The sequence below is a fragment of the Pseudarthrobacter sp. LT1 genome, from assembly GCF_035621795.1.
Classification (GTDB): Bacteria; Actinomycetota; Actinomycetes; order Actinomycetales; family Micrococcaceae; genus Arthrobacter.
Map to the genome: position 1 here is coordinate 4,307,470 of NZ_CP141830.1, position 15,521 is coordinate 4,322,990.

General features: G+C 66.8%; 10 protein-coding genes. 8 read left to right on the forward strand and 2 right to left on the reverse strand.

Going from position 1 to position 15,521, the window contains the following annotated elements:
* Positions 1-9: 9 nt before the first annotated feature.
* Complete coding sequence (locus VIK36_RS20255; protein WP_255173588.1) at positions 10-198, reverse strand: hypothetical protein; 189 nt, start codon at positions 196-198, stop codon at positions 10-12.
* A gap of 152 nt (positions 199-350) precedes the next feature.
* Between VIK36_RS20255 and VIK36_RS20260 the strand changes: the two genes are divergently transcribed.
* The 6 genes from VIK36_RS20260 (at position 351) to VIK36_RS20285 (ending at position 9,574) form a co-directional block, all read left to right on the forward strand.
* Positions 351-977 carry a TetR/AcrR family transcriptional regulator gene (locus VIK36_RS20260; RefSeq protein ID WP_255173589.1) on the forward strand — a complete coding sequence of 209 codons (627 nt, stop codon included), beginning with the start codon at positions 351-353 and terminating at the stop codon, positions 975-977.
* A gap of 100 nt (positions 978-1,077) precedes the next feature.
* A complete protein-coding gene (locus VIK36_RS20265; RefSeq protein WP_324643399.1) occupies positions 1,078-2,616 on the forward strand; it encodes an aldehyde dehydrogenase family protein in 1,539 nt (512 codons plus the stop codon).
* Positions 2,617-4,257: a GMC family oxidoreductase gene (locus VIK36_RS20270; protein ID WP_324643400.1), complete on the forward strand. Its 1,641-nt coding sequence runs from the start codon at positions 2,617-2,619 to the stop codon at positions 4,255-4,257.
* 149 nt (positions 4,258-4,406) lie between these two features.
* Complete coding sequence (locus VIK36_RS20275) at positions 4,407-5,981, forward strand: APC family permease (RefSeq protein ID WP_324645324.1); 1,575 nt, start codon at positions 4,407-4,409, stop codon at positions 5,979-5,981.
* A gap of 150 nt (positions 5,982-6,131) precedes the next feature.
* Positions 6,132-6,695: a hypothetical protein gene (locus tag VIK36_RS20280; protein ID WP_255173593.1), complete on the forward strand. Its 564-nt coding sequence runs from the start codon at positions 6,132-6,134 to the stop codon at positions 6,693-6,695.
* Positions 6,692-9,574, forward strand: coding sequence for an ATP-binding cassette domain-containing protein (locus VIK36_RS20285; protein WP_324643402.1), 2,883 nt, complete (start codon positions 6,692-6,694; stop codon positions 9,572-9,574). Before VIK36_RS20280 ends, VIK36_RS20285 begins: the two co-directional genes overlap by 4 nt.
* Here the strand turns inward: VIK36_RS20285 and metH are convergent.
* Positions 9,564-13,208, reverse strand: a complete 3,645-nt coding sequence (gene metH / locus VIK36_RS20290; RefSeq protein WP_255173595.1) for a methionine synthase — start codon at positions 13,206-13,208, stop codon at positions 9,564-9,566. The two genes, VIK36_RS20285 and metH, sit on opposite strands and share 11 nt — an antisense overlap.
* A 308-nt stretch (positions 13,209-13,516) precedes the next feature.
* On the opposite strand from metH, the gene VIK36_RS20295 reads away from it, so the two are divergent.
* Both VIK36_RS20295 and VIK36_RS20300 read left to right on the forward strand, forming a co-directional pair.
* Positions 13,517-13,849 carry a hypothetical protein gene (locus tag VIK36_RS20295; protein WP_255173596.1) on the forward strand — a complete coding sequence of 111 codons (333 nt, stop codon included), beginning with the start codon at positions 13,517-13,519 and terminating at the stop codon, positions 13,847-13,849.
* Between the two features lie 187 nt (positions 13,850-14,036).
* Positions 14,037-14,870: a hypothetical protein gene (locus VIK36_RS20300; RefSeq protein ID WP_324643403.1), complete on the forward strand. Its 834-nt coding sequence runs from the start codon at positions 14,037-14,039 to the stop codon at positions 14,868-14,870.
* The last annotated feature ends 651 nt before the right edge of the window (positions 14,871-15,521 follow it).

The window sequence follows — 15,521 nt, forward strand, 5'->3', positions numbered from 1 at the left end:
TCTTCTGCGTCAGCGCGGGTCCGGTTCCAGCGCCCAGGCCAGCCGGTGCAGGAAAGTCGCGGTCCTGCTCCGGAACGCCAGCCACGCGGCCCGCTTCCACCCGGGCTTCACGCTGAGTAGCGGCGCGTGGGGCTGCGCGCTTTCGCCCGCGCGGACGGCGCCGGCAAACAAGAGGGCAATGAGGCTTGCGCTTTCCATCGTTCTCCAAGCTGTACTGGTCAATCCCGGTGTACAACCACCGTGCCCTGCGGAAGAAGGCTTCAAACATCATCAGCGGCCCCATCGGGTTGCGGGGAGGGCGTAGCGGTACCGCGTTATGCACGTGCAGTGTTAGGCAATAGTCTGGCCAGATGGGGACCAGTGCCGTGACTTCCGGCGAACAAGTGGACAGGCAGACCCGCATCCTCGAAGCGGCAATGGACCTGCTGTCCCGCCACGGGATTTCGGGCGTGAGCATGCGCGCCGTGGCGCGGGAGGCCGGGGTGGCGCTGGGCCTGGTCAACTACTACTACGACGACAAGACCACCCTGATCCGCGCTGCCCTGCGCCGCGTCGATGAGCATGACCTTTTACTCGTCGCCCCGGACCCGTCCGTGGCAGCCGATGAACAGCTGCGCCGCGCGCTCCGGCGCGTTGCCGGCGCTGACCTGCTGACCACGCGCTACCTGTCGCTGCGCCTGCACCTGTGGGCCCTGGCCCAGGCGGACGAGGACTACGCACAGATCAACGCCGCCGCCTTCGACCGGTACATCGACGGGCTCGCGGCGCTGGTGTCCAGCGCCAGGCCCGGACTGTCCTGGGAGGCGTGCAGGGAGCGCGCCTCGGACATCGTGGTCATCCAGAATGGCGTGTGGCTGACCGCGTTGCTCGGGGTGGACCCGGCCTCCATCCAGCGGAGCATTGCGCGCACGGAGCAGATCGCGCTCGCCCCGGTCCCGGACGACAACGGCGACGCCCAGGGCCCCTCACAGCCCTGAAACACCCGGTCCAGGGGCAACAGTAGCCGTGCCATGAGCATTGAACAAGTGTTCAAGAAAAGTATTGAACACTTGTTCAACGTGCATTACTGTCCTTCCTATGACTTACGCCACACCGGCCCAGGAAGCCGCCCCCAGCACTGAAACCAAGCCCGCCTCCTCCCTGTTCATCAACGGCAGGTGGGAGCCGGCGGCGTCCGGCGCGGTGCGCGAAATCCGCAACCCCGCAGACGGGGAGCTGGTGGCCACCGTGTCCGAGGCAGGCCGGGAAGATACCGAACGTGCCATCGCGGCGGCCCGTGCCGCCTTCGATTCCGGCGCCTGGTCCAGCGTCCCGGCACCGGAGCGTGGCGCCTTCCTCCTTAAGGTCGCCGCCGGACTGCGGGAGCGCCGGGAAAAGTTTGCCCGCGCGGAATCGCTGGACACCGGCAAGCGGATGGTGGAAAGCCGCATCGACATGGACGACATCGCCGCCTGCTTCGAGTACTTTGGCAGGCTCGCCGGGCAGCAGGCGGGCCGGGTGGTGGACGCCGGGGACGCCGACGTGGTCAGCAGGATCGTCTACGAACCCGTGGGCGTCTGCGGGCTCATTACGCCGTGGAACTATCCCCTGCTCCAGGCGGCGTGGAAGATCGCCCCCGCGCTGGCCGCCGGCTGCACCTTCGTCCTCAAGCCCTCCGAGCTGACCCCGTCCACCAGCATCCTGGCCATGCAGCTGCTGCAGGACCTCGGCCTCCCGGACGGCGTGGCCAACCTCGTCACCGGTGCCGGCGCCCAGGCTGGCGCCCCGCTCTCGGAACACCCCGACGTCGATCTTGTCTCCTTCACCGGCGGCCTGGAAACCGGCAAGCGCATCGCCGCTTCCGCTGCGGCCACCGTCAAGAAGGTGGCGCTGGAGCTCGGCGGCAAGAACCCCAACGTGGTGTTCGCCGACGCGGACTTCGACGCCGCCGTGGACAACGCCCTGAACGGCGCGTTCGTCCATTCCGGCCAGGTCTGCTCCGCCGGCGCCCGGCTGGTGGTGGAGGAATCCATCGCCGAACGCTTCGTGGATGAACTGGTCCGCCGCGCGAAGGACATCCGGGTCGGCGGCCCCTTCGACGAGGACGCCGAGACCGGCCCGCTGATCTCCGCCGCCCACCGGGACAAGGTCCATGCCTACGTCCAGCGCGGCATTCAGGAGGGCGCGCGGCTCCGCACCGGCGGCGCCGCACCGCAGGACGGAAAGTACGACGCCGGCTTCTACTACCAGCCCACCATCCTGGACCGCGTCCAACGGGGGATGTCCGTGGTCACCGACGAGGCGTTCGGCCCGGTGGTGACGGTGGAAACCTTCCGCACCGAGGACGAGGCCGTGGCCACCGCGAACGACACCGTCTACGGCCTGGCCGGCGCGGTGTGGACCCAGGACGCCGGCAAGGCGCAGCGGGTGGCGTCCCGGCTGCGGCACGGCACCATCTGGATCAACGACTACCACCCTTACCTCCCCCAGGCCGAGTGGGGCGGCTTCGGCCAGTCCGGCGTCGGCCGCGAGCTGGGCCCCACCGGCCTGGCCGAGTACCAGGAAGCCAAGCACATCTACCAGAACACCAGCCCCCAGGTCACCGGCTGGTTTGCTGACCACGGCAAGGAGAACTAGATGCACTACGACAACATCGAGGACGTGACCGAACGCGGGTTCGACTACGTCGTCATCGGCGGCGGGTCCGCGGGGGCGGCAGTGGCCGCACGACTGAGCGAGGATCCGGACGTCACCGTGGCCCTCGTCGAGGCGGGCCCGGACGACCGCAATATCCCCGAGATCCTGCAGCTGGACCGCTGGATGGAACTGCTGGAATCCGGTTACGACTGGGACTACCCCATCGAACCGCAGGAGAACGGCAACTCCTTCATGCGCCACGCCCGCGCCAAGGTGATGGGCGGCTGCTCCAGCCACAACTCCTGCATCGCCTTCTGGGCACCCCGCGAGGACCTGGACGAATGGGAATCCAAGTACGGCGCCACCGGCTGGAACGCCGATGCCGCCTGGCCGCTGTACAAGCGGCTGGAAACCAACCAGGACGCCGGCCCCGACGCACCCCACCACGGCGACTCCGGCCCCGTGCACCTGATGAACGTGCCCCCGGCGGACCCTGCCGGCGTCGCCCTTTTGGACGCCTGTGAACAGGCGGGCATCCCCCGCACGAAGTTCAACACCGGCACCACCGTGGTCAACGGCGCCAATTTCTTCCAGATCAACCGCCGGGCGGACGGTACCCGCTCCTCCAGCTCGGTGTCCTACATCCACCCCATCGTGGACCGCCCCAACTTCACCCTGCTGACCGGCCTGCGCGCCCGCCAGCTGGTGATTGACGCGGACAAGCGCTGCACCGGCGTGGACGTGGTGGACGGGGCGTTCGGCCGGACGCACCGGCTCACCGCGCACCGGGAAGTCATTGTGTCCACCGGAGCCATCGACTCCCCCAAGCTGCTCATGCTCTCCGGCATCGGCCCGGCGGCACACCTGGCCCAGCACGGCATCGAGGTGCTGGTGGACTCCCCCGGCGTGGGTGAGAACCTGCAGGACCACCCGGAAGGCGTGGTGCAGTTCGAGGCCAAGCAGCCCATGGTGCAGACCTCCACCCAGTGGTGGGAGATCGGCATCTTCACCCCCACCGAGGACGGCCTGGACCGCCCCGACCTGATGATGCACTACGGGTCGGTGCCATTCGACATGAACACGCTGCGCCACGGCTACCCCACCACGGAAAACGGCTTCAGCCTCACCCCCAACGTCACCCACGCCCGGTCCCGCGGGACGGTGAAGCTGCGCAGCCGCGATTTCCGCGACAAGCCCATGGTGGACCCCCGCTACTTCACGGACCCGGACGGCCACGACATGCGCGTCATGGTGGCCGGCATCCGCAAGGCCCGCGAGATCGCCGCCCAGCCCGCCATGGCCAAATGGACCGGCCGGGAACTCTCGCCCGGGATCGGGGCGCAGACCGACGAGGAACTGCAGGACTACATCCGCAAGACCCACAACACCGTCTACCACCCGGTGGGCACCGTCCGCCTGGGCCCGGCCGACGACGACATGTCGCCGCTCGATCCAGAGCTGCGGGTCAAGGGCGTCACCGGCCTCCGTGTGGCCGATGCGTCCGTCATGCCGGAGCACGTCACCGTCAACCCCAACATCACCGTCATGATGATCGGCGAGCGCTGTGCCGATCTCATCAAGGCGGACTATGCCGGCGCCGACGCCCTGGAAGAGAAGGAGCTCACCACGTCCCTCGCCTGAGCGGCGGGTCATCAAGGGGGCCGCATTCCCCAACAATGGCGGCCCCCGCAGAACGTTATCTCGCCGCACCCCAGGGCGGCCGGTCCCATCGTGCTTTTCTGATCTAGGAGTCCATATTGGAACCCAGCAAGAGTATTGATTCAAGCGGCATGGATGAATTTGGCTACACCCAGACCCTCGACCGGAGCATCGGCAAGTTCGCCAGCTTCGCCGCCGGTGTCAGCTATATCTCCATCCTCACCGGTGTCTTCCAACTGTTCTACTTCGGCTTTTCCATGGCCGGCCCGGCGTACGCCTGGTCCTGGCCCATTGTGTTCGTCGGCCAGCTGATGGTGGCCCTCTGTTTCGCCGAGCTGGCCGGCCGCTACCCCGTTGCGGGCTCGGTCTACAACTGGGCAAAGCGGCTGTCCTCCGGGACCTCGTCCTGGCTGGCCGGCTGGCTGCTGCTGCTGTCCTCCATCATGGCGCTGGGCTCGGTGGCACTGGCCCTGCAGATCACCCTCCCCCAGCTCTGGGAGGGCTTCCAGTTCGTCGGTGACGGCACCGGCCCCTACGACTTCGCGATGAACGGCGTGGTGCTGGCCACCATCATGATCACCATCTCCACCCTCATCAACGCGTTCGGCGTGAAGCTGATGACCCGGATCAACAGCATCGGCGTCTTCGTGGAGCTGATCGCCGCCGTGCTGCTGATCCTGGCACTGGGCTGGCACGTGGTGCGCGGGCCGGAGGTCTTCTTCCAGACCAATGGCTTCGGTGAAGGCAACGACCTGGGCTTCTTCGGCGTCTTCCTGATCGGTGCCATGGCCTCCGGGTATGTCATGTACGGCTTCGACACCGCCAGCTCGCTGGGCGAGGAAACCAAGGACCCCAAGAAGACTGCTCCCAAGGCCATCCTGCGCGCCGTCACGGCGTCGTTCGTGCTGGGCGGGGGAATCCTGCTGTTCGGCATCCTGGCCGCACCGGACCTCACGGACCCGCAGATCGGCTCCCCCGACGGCGGCCTGCAGCACATCGTGCTCTCCGTCCTGGGCGGTCCGTTCGGCAAGGCCTTCCTGGCCTGCATCGTGGTGGCCGTGGTGGTCTGCACCCTGGCCGTCCACGCCGCCGCCATCCGCATGATGTTCGCCATGGCCCGCGACAACAACCTCCCCTTCAGCCGGCAGCTCAGCAAAGTGGATCCGGTCCGCCGGACCCCGACGGTGGCGGCCATCGTCATCGGCGTCATCGCCGTCATCCCGCTGCTGGTCAACGTGATGCAGCCGGCCATCTTCACCATCCTGTCCAGCATCAGCATCGTGCTGATCTACCTGTCCTACCTCCTGGTCACGGTCCCCCTGCTCCGCAAGCGGTTACAGAAGAAGTGGCCGCTCGTCGCAGACGGATCCGAGCCCGGGTTCACCATGGGCAAGTGGGGCCTTCCGGTGAACATCCTCGCCGTCCTGTGGGGCGCCGCGATGACGGTGAACCTGGTCTGGCCCCGCCCGGAAATCTACAACTCGGTGCCGCCGTTCGAGTGGTACCTGCAGTGGGGCGGGGTGTTCTTCGTGGCCGCCGTGGTGATTGGCGGGGCCATGCTCTACCGCCTGAAGATCCGCCATCAGACCGGGGTGCTGGCCGAGCACGCCGCGGCAGTCGCCGCCCACCCGTCGTCCAACGACCCCAGGTTCGATCCCGCGGAGGACGCGGTGCCGGCCAACGCGGCGATGGCAACCGAGGGCTAGCAACACCACAGCAGAAGGGGCCGACGGCGGCACTCACGTGAGTGCCGCCGTCGGCCCTTTTGCGTTGGTTGGGACGGCGGGCGGCGAGGGCCCGCGTCACACAACGGAACGGCCATCCGCTCCGGAGCGCCAACGCCCTACCCTTGACAGGTGACATTGACTAAACTCCGCACCGCGTCCGCGGGCTCCCTCGCCGCCGCAGGCCTCCTGCTTACCCTCGCCGCCTGTTCCACGCCGGCCTCCACCCAGCCAAGCTCCTCGGCCCCCGCCTCATCTGCAGCTGCTTCGTCGAGCGCTGCTTCAACCACCGCCGGCCCCTGCGCGGGCGTGAAGGTCATCGTCGATTCGGGCGCCCTGAAGCAGTCCGCCGCCGACACCTCCGCCTGCGTGTCTGTGGATGGCCCCACCGTGGCCGCCAAGGTCCTCGAACAGGCCAAGATCAAGACCGAGGGCACCGCCAAGTACCCCACGAGCTTCGCGTGCCGCGTCAACGGAGTGCCCGCCGCGGACTTCGACATCAAGCACAAGGGTGGCACCACCCGTGAAGCGTGCGATGACAAAAACACTGTCTCGTATTGGGCGCTCTGGGTGAAGCCCGCGGCCGGCACGTGGGCTTACGCACAGGAAGGCTTGGACAGCCTGAAGCTCAACCCCGGCGAGAGCCTTGAACTGCTCTACACGGTGGACAACGAACCGGCAGCACCCGCGTCATGACCTTCCGGCCCGCGCCGTTGCGCGCAGCGGCGGTTCTCGCTGCTGTGTTCATCGCGGCGCGGGTCGCCTACCGGGCCCTTTTCAACGGGGCCGCCACCGGTACCCCGGTCCTGCTGGACCTTCCGCCGCTGAGGCTCCCCGCCCCGTACGCCCACGTGGTGTTCCTGGGTCCGATCACGGCCCCGGGGCTTTGGGCGGCGGTGCTGTCAGCGCTGCCCATCGCCGCAACGATCCTCGGCTTCGGCCTGCTCAACGCCTGGGTGGATGTGTCCCGTGGCTTCGTCCGCCTGGCCCGCGGCGGCCCCCTGCAGGGCGTGGCCCGCATGCTGGTGGTGGCTTGGGCGGCCCTCCCGGCGCTGGCCGACGCCGTGGCCTCGGTGCGCCTCGCCTTCCGGCTCCGCGGCGAACGCTTCGGCCCCCGCGCCCTCGTGCCCGTCCTCGAACGCACCCTTGAGCATGCCGGCCGCATTGCCGCGGCCCTAGAGCTGCGCGGCTTCGGCAGCCGGGCATCCCGCCAAGGACATCACGACGACGGCGGCCCGCTTCTGGTGCGCGACGCACAGTTCCGCATCGCTGACACGCGCATGAGGGTTGACTCCTTTGCACCGCCGGCTGGGTCCGTCGCGGTGATCACCGGGCCCACAGGCTCCGGCAAGTCCACCATTCTGCGCGGCCTCGCGGGCCTCCTTTCGCACGTGGACGGTGGCGCGCTGTCCGGCACGGTGCAGATAGCCGGGACGGACCGCGCCAGCGCTCCCCCGCGTGATACCGCGGGGTTGATGGGCGTCGTCCTGCAGAATCCGCGCGCCGCGTTTGCCACCACACGCGTCCGGGACGACATTGCCCTGGCCCTCGAACTCCGTGGCGTGCCCTCCGCCGCCGCGAAGGCCCGGGTACGGGAGGTGGCGCACCGGATCGGGGTCTCCGCGCTGCTGGACCGGGACGTCAGCACCCTCTCGGCCGGTGAGGCAACGCTCGTGGCCATCGCCGCCGCCGTCGTGGACCAGCCCCGGCTGCTGCTGGTGGACGAGCCCCTGGCCGACCTCGACGGCACGGCACGCAGCCGCGTCATCGCCGTCCTCGACGCCCTGGCCCGCGAACACGGTGTATGCGTCATCGTGGCCGAACACCGGGCGGCGGCGCTGGTTCCGGTGGCTGACTCCTGGTGGACCATCGAGGGCGGCGTACTTGTCCCGGGCACCGCAGCCTCCCCCTCGGCTCCGGCCGTTGTCTTGCCGGCGGCCGGTCCGGATCACGGCCATGCCCCCGTGTTGACGGCGACCCACCTCGAGGTACACCGGAAAGGCGCGACGCTGGTCCGCGACGCCTCGCTCGCCCTGCACCGCGGCGAGATCGTGGCGCTGGTTGGGCCCAACGGGGCCGGGAAGTCGTCCCTCCTGGTGGCGCTGGCCCTGGGTGAGGGTACGGGGACAACGTCCGACGGGGGCCGGGTCGCCCTGGTGCCGGACGCGTCGGACGACCTCTTCACCAGGGACACGGTCACGGGCGAGCTGCGGTCGGCGGAGCGGCGGCTGGCGCGCCGGAAGAACGGCACGGCGGTTGCTGCCGGGACCGCGACGGCCCGCCTTACCCGGCTGCGGGGAGGCGTCCATATTCCCATCGGGAACGGGCATCCGCGGGACCTCTCCGCCGGCGAGCGCAGGATCCTGGCCATCGCCCTGCAGACCATGGATGACCCGGATGTACTGCTCATCGACGAACCCACGCGCGGGCTCGATCCTGCCGCACGGACTGCTGTGGCGGCGGCCCTGCGTACCGCTGCCGAGGACGGTGCCGCGGTCCTGATCGCCACGCACGACCTCGACTTCGCCCACGGCCTGGGCGCCCGGATCCTCCCGATGCGCGATGGGGTGGCACCATCCCTGGAAACTGTCGCTGAACCTGAACCGTATGTCCCTGCACCGCGCGTCCAAACATCCGTGCCCGCTCTTACCGGCGCGCAGGCGGTTGCGTCCACCGCTGAACCGGCAGACGTACCGGGCGCCAGGAGGCCCCACCAGGTCCGGATGCCGCGGGGCGCCGAGCTTGCTGTCCTGGCTCTCGCCAATCTGGCTGCCTTGGCGGCGTTCTGCTGGCCGCTGCTGGCCGCGGCACTCCCCCAGGACGCTGCCGCCTCCACCCCCTACATTGCCCTGGCCATCGCACCCGTGGCAGCCGTCGCCGTCGTGCTTTCCCTGGACGGATCCGTCCGCTCCGCACACACGGTGGCGCTGCTCGGGGTGCTCACTGCCGTCGGTTCCGCCGTGCGGGTGGCGAGCACCGGCGTCGGCGGCGTGGAAGCGGTGTTTATCCTGCTGATCCTGGCGGGCCGGGCGTTCGGCGCCCGGTTCGGGCTGCTGCTCGGGGCCGCCACGATTGCCGTCTCCAGCGCACTGTGGGGCGGGATCGGGCCGTGGACGCCGTTCCAGGTCTTCGCCTGCGCGTGGGTGGGCGCCGGGGCCGGCCTGCTCCCCCGCCGGGTGCGCGGCAGGGCCGAACTGTGGATGCTGGCGGCCTACGGGGTGGTGTCGTCGTACGTGTTCGGGCTGCTGCTGAACCTGTGGTTCTGGCCGTTCGCGGTGGGCGGCGGCACCGGTATCTCCTACGTTCCGGGCGCGCCGCTGGGCACCAACCTCAGCAGCTTCCTGCTGTATTCGCTGTTGACGTCGACGGCTGGCTGGGACACCCTGCGCGCCGTCACCACGGTGATCGGCATCGCCGTGGTGGGCCGTGCGGTGCTCGCGTCGCTGCGGCGGGTGAAGCCGGTGTCCGGGGTTACGGGCCCCGGCGGACAGGGCTCACAGGCGGCCGACGACCAGGGCGGCTCCGCTCACACCCCAGCCGCGCACTCCAAGAAGCGGCGCCAGCTCACACCTTGAAGTACTTGGCCTCCGGGTGGTGGAAAACGAACGCGTCGGTGGACTGCTCGGGGTGCAGCATGAGCTCGTCGCTCAGGATGACGCCCATGCGCTCGGGCTTCAGCAGCTCGGTGACCTTGCGGCGGTCCTCCATGTCCGGGCAGGCCGGGTAGCCCAGCGAGAACCGGGCGCCGCGGTAGTCCAGCTTGAAGTACCCCGCCGTCTCCTTCGGCTCCTCGGCGCCGAATCCGAGCTCCTTCCGGATGCGGGCGTGCCAGAACTCGGCCAGCGCCTCGGTGAGCTGCATGACCAGGCCGTTGAGCTCGTAGTAGTCGCGGTACTGGTTGGCCGCGAACATCTTGGACGTGAACTCTTCGATCTTGGAGCCGGCAGTGACCAGCTGCACGGGCAGCACGTCGATCTGGCCAGACTCGCGGGACTTCACGAAGTCTGCCAGGCACAGGTGCCGGTCGCGGCGCTGGCGCGGGAAGTCGAACCGCAGGCGGTCGGTGCCGATGGGTCCGCCTGAACCACCGTCCGGGGCGAGCAGGCCTGCCTGGCCTAAGACGCCGTCGGGATCCTCGCCGTGGTGCAGGACCACCACCTGTTCGCCCTCGGAGACCACGGGGAAGTAGCCGTAGGCCACGGAGGCGTCCAGCATGCCTTCACCGAGGATGCGGTCCAGCCAGTAGCGCAGGCGCGGGCGGCCTTCGCGTTCCACGAGTTCCTCGTAGGAGGCGCCGTCCTCGCCGCGGCCGGGCTTGAGGCCCCACTGGCCCATGAAGGTGGCGCGCTCATCGAGGAACGCGGAGTAGTCGTGGAGCGAGACGCCGCGGACGATGCGGGTACCCCAGAACGGCGGCACGGGCACGGGGTTGTCGCTGGCGACGTCGGAGCGGCCGGGCATGGCTTCGGGCTCGGTGATGGTGAACTTCGCCCCGCCCTTGTGGATGCGCTTCTTCAACGGCGGCAGGCCGACGTCGTCCGGTGATTCGCCTCGGGCCACGCGCACCAGGGGTTCCATGAGGGAGAGGCCCTCGAAGGCGTCCTTGGCGTAGCGGACCACGCCGTCGAACTGCTCGGCCAGGTCCTGCTCCACGTAGGCGCGGGTGAGGGCGGCGCCGCCCAGGATGACCGGCCACTTCTTGGCGAGACCGCGGGACTGCAGCTCCGCGAGGTTCTCCTTCATCACCACGGTTGACTTCACCAGCAGCCCGGACATGCCGATAACGTCGGCGTTATGCTCCTCGGCGGCGGCGATGATCTCGGCGATGCCCTGCTTGATGCCGATGTTGATGACCTTGTAGCCGTTGTTGGTGAGGATGATGTCCACCAGGTTCTTGCCGATGTCGTGCACGTCGCCGCGCACGGTGGCGATCACCATGGTGCCCTTGCCGGAGGAGTCCGACTTCTCCATGTGCGGTTCCAGCAGTGCCACGGCGTTCTTCATGACTTCGGCAGACTGCAGCACGAACGGCAGCTGCATTTCGCCGGCGCCGAAGCGTTCGCCCACCACCTTCATGCCCTCGAGCAGGTGGTCGTTGATGATGCCGAGCGGGGTCATGCCTTCGCTGCGGGCCAGGTCCAGGTCCTCCTCGAGGCCCTTGCCTTCGCCGTCGATGATGCGGCGTTCCAGGCGGGCGCCCGTGGGCAGCGCGGCGAGTTCGGCGGCGCGCTGGTCCTTGAGCGCTGCGGTGTCGACGCCGGCGAACATGTCGAGCATGCGGGCCAGAGGGTCGTAGGTGGTGTTGCCGTCGGCGTCGTATTCGCGGCGGTCCCAGACCAGGTCCAGGGCCACCTTGCGCTGCTCCTCCGGGAGGGAGGCGAGCGGGACGATCTTGGCGGCGTCGATGATGCCGCTGGTCAGGCCGGCCTGGACGGCTTCGTGCAGGAACACGGAGTTCAGGACGATGCGCGCGGCCGGGTTCAGGCCGAAGGAGACGTTGGAGACGCCGAGGGTGGTGTTGATGCCCGGGTACTTCGTGGTGATCTGGCGGATGGCTTCGATGGTTTCGATGCCGTCGCGGCGGGTTTCCTCCTGGCCGGTGGCGACGGGGAAGGTGAGGCAGTCGACGATGATGTCCTCGACGCGCATGCCCCATTCGCCCACCAGGGAGTCGACGAGGCGGGAGGCGATGGCCACCTTGCCCTCGGTAGTGCGGGCCTGGCCTTCCTCGTTGATGGTCAGGGCGATGACGGCGGTGCCGTGTTCCTTGACCAGCGGCATGATGCGGGCGAAGCGGCTATTGGGGCCGTCGCCGTCCTCGTAGTTGACCGAGTTGACCACGGGGCGGCCGCCGATGAGTTCCAGGCCGGCCTTGAGGACGGGAGGTTCGGTGGAGTCGATGACGAGCGGGAGGGTGGAGGCGGACGCGAACCGGGAGACGATCTCCTTCACGTCCGCCACGCCGTCGCGGCCCACGTAGTCCACGCAGACGTCCAGCAGGTGGGCGCCGACGCGGATCTGTTCGCGGGCGATGTCCACGCAGTCGTCCCAGCGTTCATCGAGCATGGCCTGGCGGAAGGCCTTGGAGCCGTTGGCGTTGGTGCGCTCACCGATGGCCAGGTAGGCAGACTCCTGGTGGAAGTTCACGTGCTGGTAAAGGGAGGCGACGCCGGCCTCACGTTCCGTGGGGATTCTCGCCGGCGCGTTGTTTGGCTTTGTCTCCACGGCTTTGGTGCGGAATGGCGCAAGACGTTCGACGACGGCGGCCATGTGTTCCGGCGTCGTACCGCAGCAGCCGCCCACCAGGCCCAGGCCGAATTCACGCACGAACTGTTCGTGCGCGGTGGCGAGCTCGGCGGGTGAGAGCGGGTAGTGCGCGCCGTTGGCGCCGAGGACGGGCAGGCCGGCGTTGGGCATGCAGGCGATGGCGACGGAGGACTGCTTGGAGAGGTGGCGGAGGTGTTCGCTCATCTCGTCCGGGCCAGTGGCGCAGTTCAGGCCGATGGCGTCGACGCCGAGCGGTTCAAGGGCGGTGAGCGCGGCACCGATTTCGGAGCCCATGAGCATGGTTCCGGTGGTCTCGACCGTCACCTCGACGAAGATGGGGAGGCGGACGCCCTTGGCGACGATGGCCTGCTTGCAGCCGTTGACGGCGGCCTTGGTCTGCAGGAGGTCCTGGCTGGTTTCGATGAGGAACGCGTCCGCGCCGCCGTCGATGAGGCCCTCGGCCTGCAGCGCGAAGGTTTGCTTGAGGTGGTCGTAGCTGGTGTGGCCGAGGCTGGGAAGCTTGGTGCCGGGGCCCATGGAGCCGAGGACCCAGCGCATGCGGCCGTCTGTTTCTTCCGCAGCTTCGGCGCGTTCGCGGGCGATTTTGGCGCCCTTGAGGGCGAGTTCCTCGATGCGGTCGTCGATGCCGTAGTCGGAGAGGTTGGACCAGTTGGCGCCGAAGGTGTTGGTTTCCACGGCGTCGATGCCGGTGGCGAAGTAGGCGTCGTGGATGTCCGCGATGACGTCCGGGCGCGTGTCGTTGAGGATCTCGTTGCAGCCCTCGAGGTTTTGGAAGTCCGCGTCCAGCTGCAGGTCGCGCCCCTGCAGCATGGTGCCCATGGCGCCGTCGGCGATGACCACCCGGTGGTTCACAGCGTCCAGGAGTTCCTGGGAACGGGCGGGACGGGGGACGGACTCGATGTCCAGTGCGAAACGAGGCATTTAAACAGGTTACGGTCGGGGGCGCCTGCGTTGCGCTGTGTGTCCGGATGCTACGGCGAGGGTGGGGGCGCCGCAGATTCCGCGTCCTCAATTCAAAAACCCTCTCTCACCAAGTTTTGACCACGTTCGCTCCAGTAGTTTTCGCAGTCGACTTCTGACCCAACGATGCAAGGAAAATCGGGCCTTTTGGCAGGGTTCCTCGCTTGGCCGTCGGCGCTGGCAAAAGGGTCGTTTTTGATCATCACCATTTCCCCAGGCGCTGCGTCGCCAGGAAAAAGCTGAGCCAGCGGCTGCACTAATATCGCGATATGGCTACTAAGACAATGTGGAAGTCCGACGGTGATGTGTGGGTCTTCGAGGAGGGCGAGCTCGCGAAGGTAACGCTGCGAGGCGAGAACCGCCAGAAAACTGCTGATTTCCGAGTCCTCAGGGTGATCAACGGGGCGCTGGTAGAGACCGACCTGAAGGGTCTTTCGAGGTACGGCTGGAAGGGACCCTTCGTGAGTTGGTCGGGAACTTACGAGCTTGAGGTAGAGGTCGAGGTCGAGGAAAGCGAGAGCGACGGAGACACGGCCAGCTCCGGCGAAGGCGAGGAAACATCAGCAGACGGTCCGGCGGAGCCTCATTCAGGCGCCAAATAACGCCGCGAAAAGGCGGCCATTTATCGCCGAAAGTTACAATTTTCGGAGGCATGCCGAGGTTTGGGTCAGGAACGGTCGTTATTGACGGCATTACCGAACGCTCCGGCCGCCTGCAGGTTGAACCGCTTTCGCCACTCCCACGGGGCAATGCGCGGAGAGAGTTTTTCTGCGTATAACATTCAGTCACATGGCCTACAACGCACACGTCCTCAAAGTCCTTATTGCCTCTCCGACTGATACCGGAGAAGCCCGAGATGCGGTCGAAGAGGTGCTCCACAAGTGGAATAGTCGACGGTCTGAGCGGGAACGTGTCATGATTCTTCCCCGTAGATGGGAGAACGATTCGGTGCCCAAGACGGGCGGCGACGGCCAACAGATGATCAACGATCAGCTTGTTGATTCCTGCGATATTGTGATCGGAATCTTTAATACGAAACTTGGCGGACCTACTCCGCGAGCAATATCAGGAACTGTCGAAGAAATAGAGGCTGTTGATAAAGCGGGTAAACCTGTGCATGTCTTCTTCAGCAATGAACTCGTCCCCCGCGGTGCAGAAGAAACTTCGATTGAGCTTAATAAATACCGTAAGCAATTCGAGAAAAAGGGACTTTATTTCGCCTACGACAACTTGCAAGACCTCACCAGGAAGGTCGATGAGGCGATCGAACACGATATAACGGCTCTGAACCTGTCCGTCGAGGCTGACAGCGCGCGACCGACACCCACTGGAGCCAAACCTCAGGCGAGTCACCAGGAGACTCGTTATGCCAAGAAGATTCGGGTCCAGAACTTGGGCGATACCGCCGCAGAATCATTTACTCTGAAATTAACAGGGCAAGGTGGTAAGGCACCTATGGTCACTAACCCTCACATACTCCCTACTATCACTCCACTCGGAGAGTTCGTTTGGGACTTGAACTGGTCTAGTGCACAGACCGGAAACGTTCTTGCAGAAATGGAATGGGAAGAAGACGGCCAGCCGAAAGAATTGAAGCAGTCAATAGCACTTCCCTTCAACTAGGTGACGGCACCGAGGCAAGACTGAACTGTTGCATCAGCATCAGTGTCCATGAAACCGAAAAGGCCGGCACACTGTGCCGGCCTTTTCATTTTTCCCTCTGCAAAGGAAATCTTTGGTTCAGCGGAGCTGAAGTGTTTGTGATGCTGCCGCGAGCTGGGTACCGCGTTGTTCATGGTCGCGCGGCTGGATGGTGGCACCCTGGAACATCGCGGTGACTGGCGGTCCGTCGCGGGCGAGTGGCTGCTGTGGTTCGCCCTGGCGGCGGACCGCCCGACCTACGGGAGGTTCCCGGTCCGCCGCTGGTGGTTTGTGCCTTGCCGGGCGGGTTGGTTACCGCCCGGCAAGGGTCTTCTACGCGGCTTCGGTGCTGGTTTCCTTGCCGCTGTCGATGATGATCTGCTCGGCCTCGGATGCGGTGTAGCTTCTCCGGACTACTGGCGCTCATCAATTGATACTCAAGGGGCGGGGCAACAGCCTAAATGTGCCTGATAGGTCACCCACAAGTTCGATGGGGTCAGGACAAGTCCGAGGAGGGTCGATTGCCGATGAGTACATGCCCCTTTTGAGGGCTACGTCGCTGAAGTCGTTGACGTAAGAGTCTCAGGATGCCCCTACCTCTGCGCCTAATTGCCTTGGCAACCAGGAGCAGTG

Bases quoted from the DNA above. Each gene is read 5' to 3' on its own strand.
- VIK36_RS20270 (WP_324643400.1), top strand. From the start codon at position 2,617: ATGCACTACGACAACATCGAGGACGTGACCGAACGCGGGTTCGACTAC.
- metH (WP_255173595.1), bottom strand. From the start codon at position 13,208: ATGCCTCGTTTCGCACTGGACATCGAGTCCGTCCCCCGTCCCGCCCGT.
- VIK36_RS20265 (WP_324643399.1), top strand. From the start codon at position 1,078: ATGACTTACGCCACACCGGCCCAGGAAGCCGCCCCCAGCACTGAAACC.
- VIK36_RS20295 (WP_255173596.1), top strand. From the start codon at position 13,517: ATGGCTACTAAGACAATGTGGAAGTCCGACGGTGATGTGTGGGTCTTC.
- VIK36_RS20300 (WP_324643403.1), top strand. From the start codon at position 14,037: ATGGCCTACAACGCACACGTCCTCAAAGTCCTTATTGCCTCTCCGACT.
- VIK36_RS20260 (WP_255173589.1), top strand. From the start codon at position 351: ATGGGGACCAGTGCCGTGACTTCCGGCGAACAAGTGGACAGGCAGACC.
- VIK36_RS20275 (WP_324645324.1), top strand. From the start codon at position 4,407: ATGGATGAATTTGGCTACACCCAGACCCTCGACCGGAGCATCGGCAAG.
- VIK36_RS20285 (WP_324643402.1), top strand. From the start codon at position 6,692: ATGACCTTCCGGCCCGCGCCGTTGCGCGCAGCGGCGGTTCTCGCTGCT.
- VIK36_RS20255 (WP_255173588.1), bottom strand. From the start codon at position 198: ATGGAAAGCGCAAGCCTCATTGCCCTCTTGTTTGCCGGCGCCGTCCGC.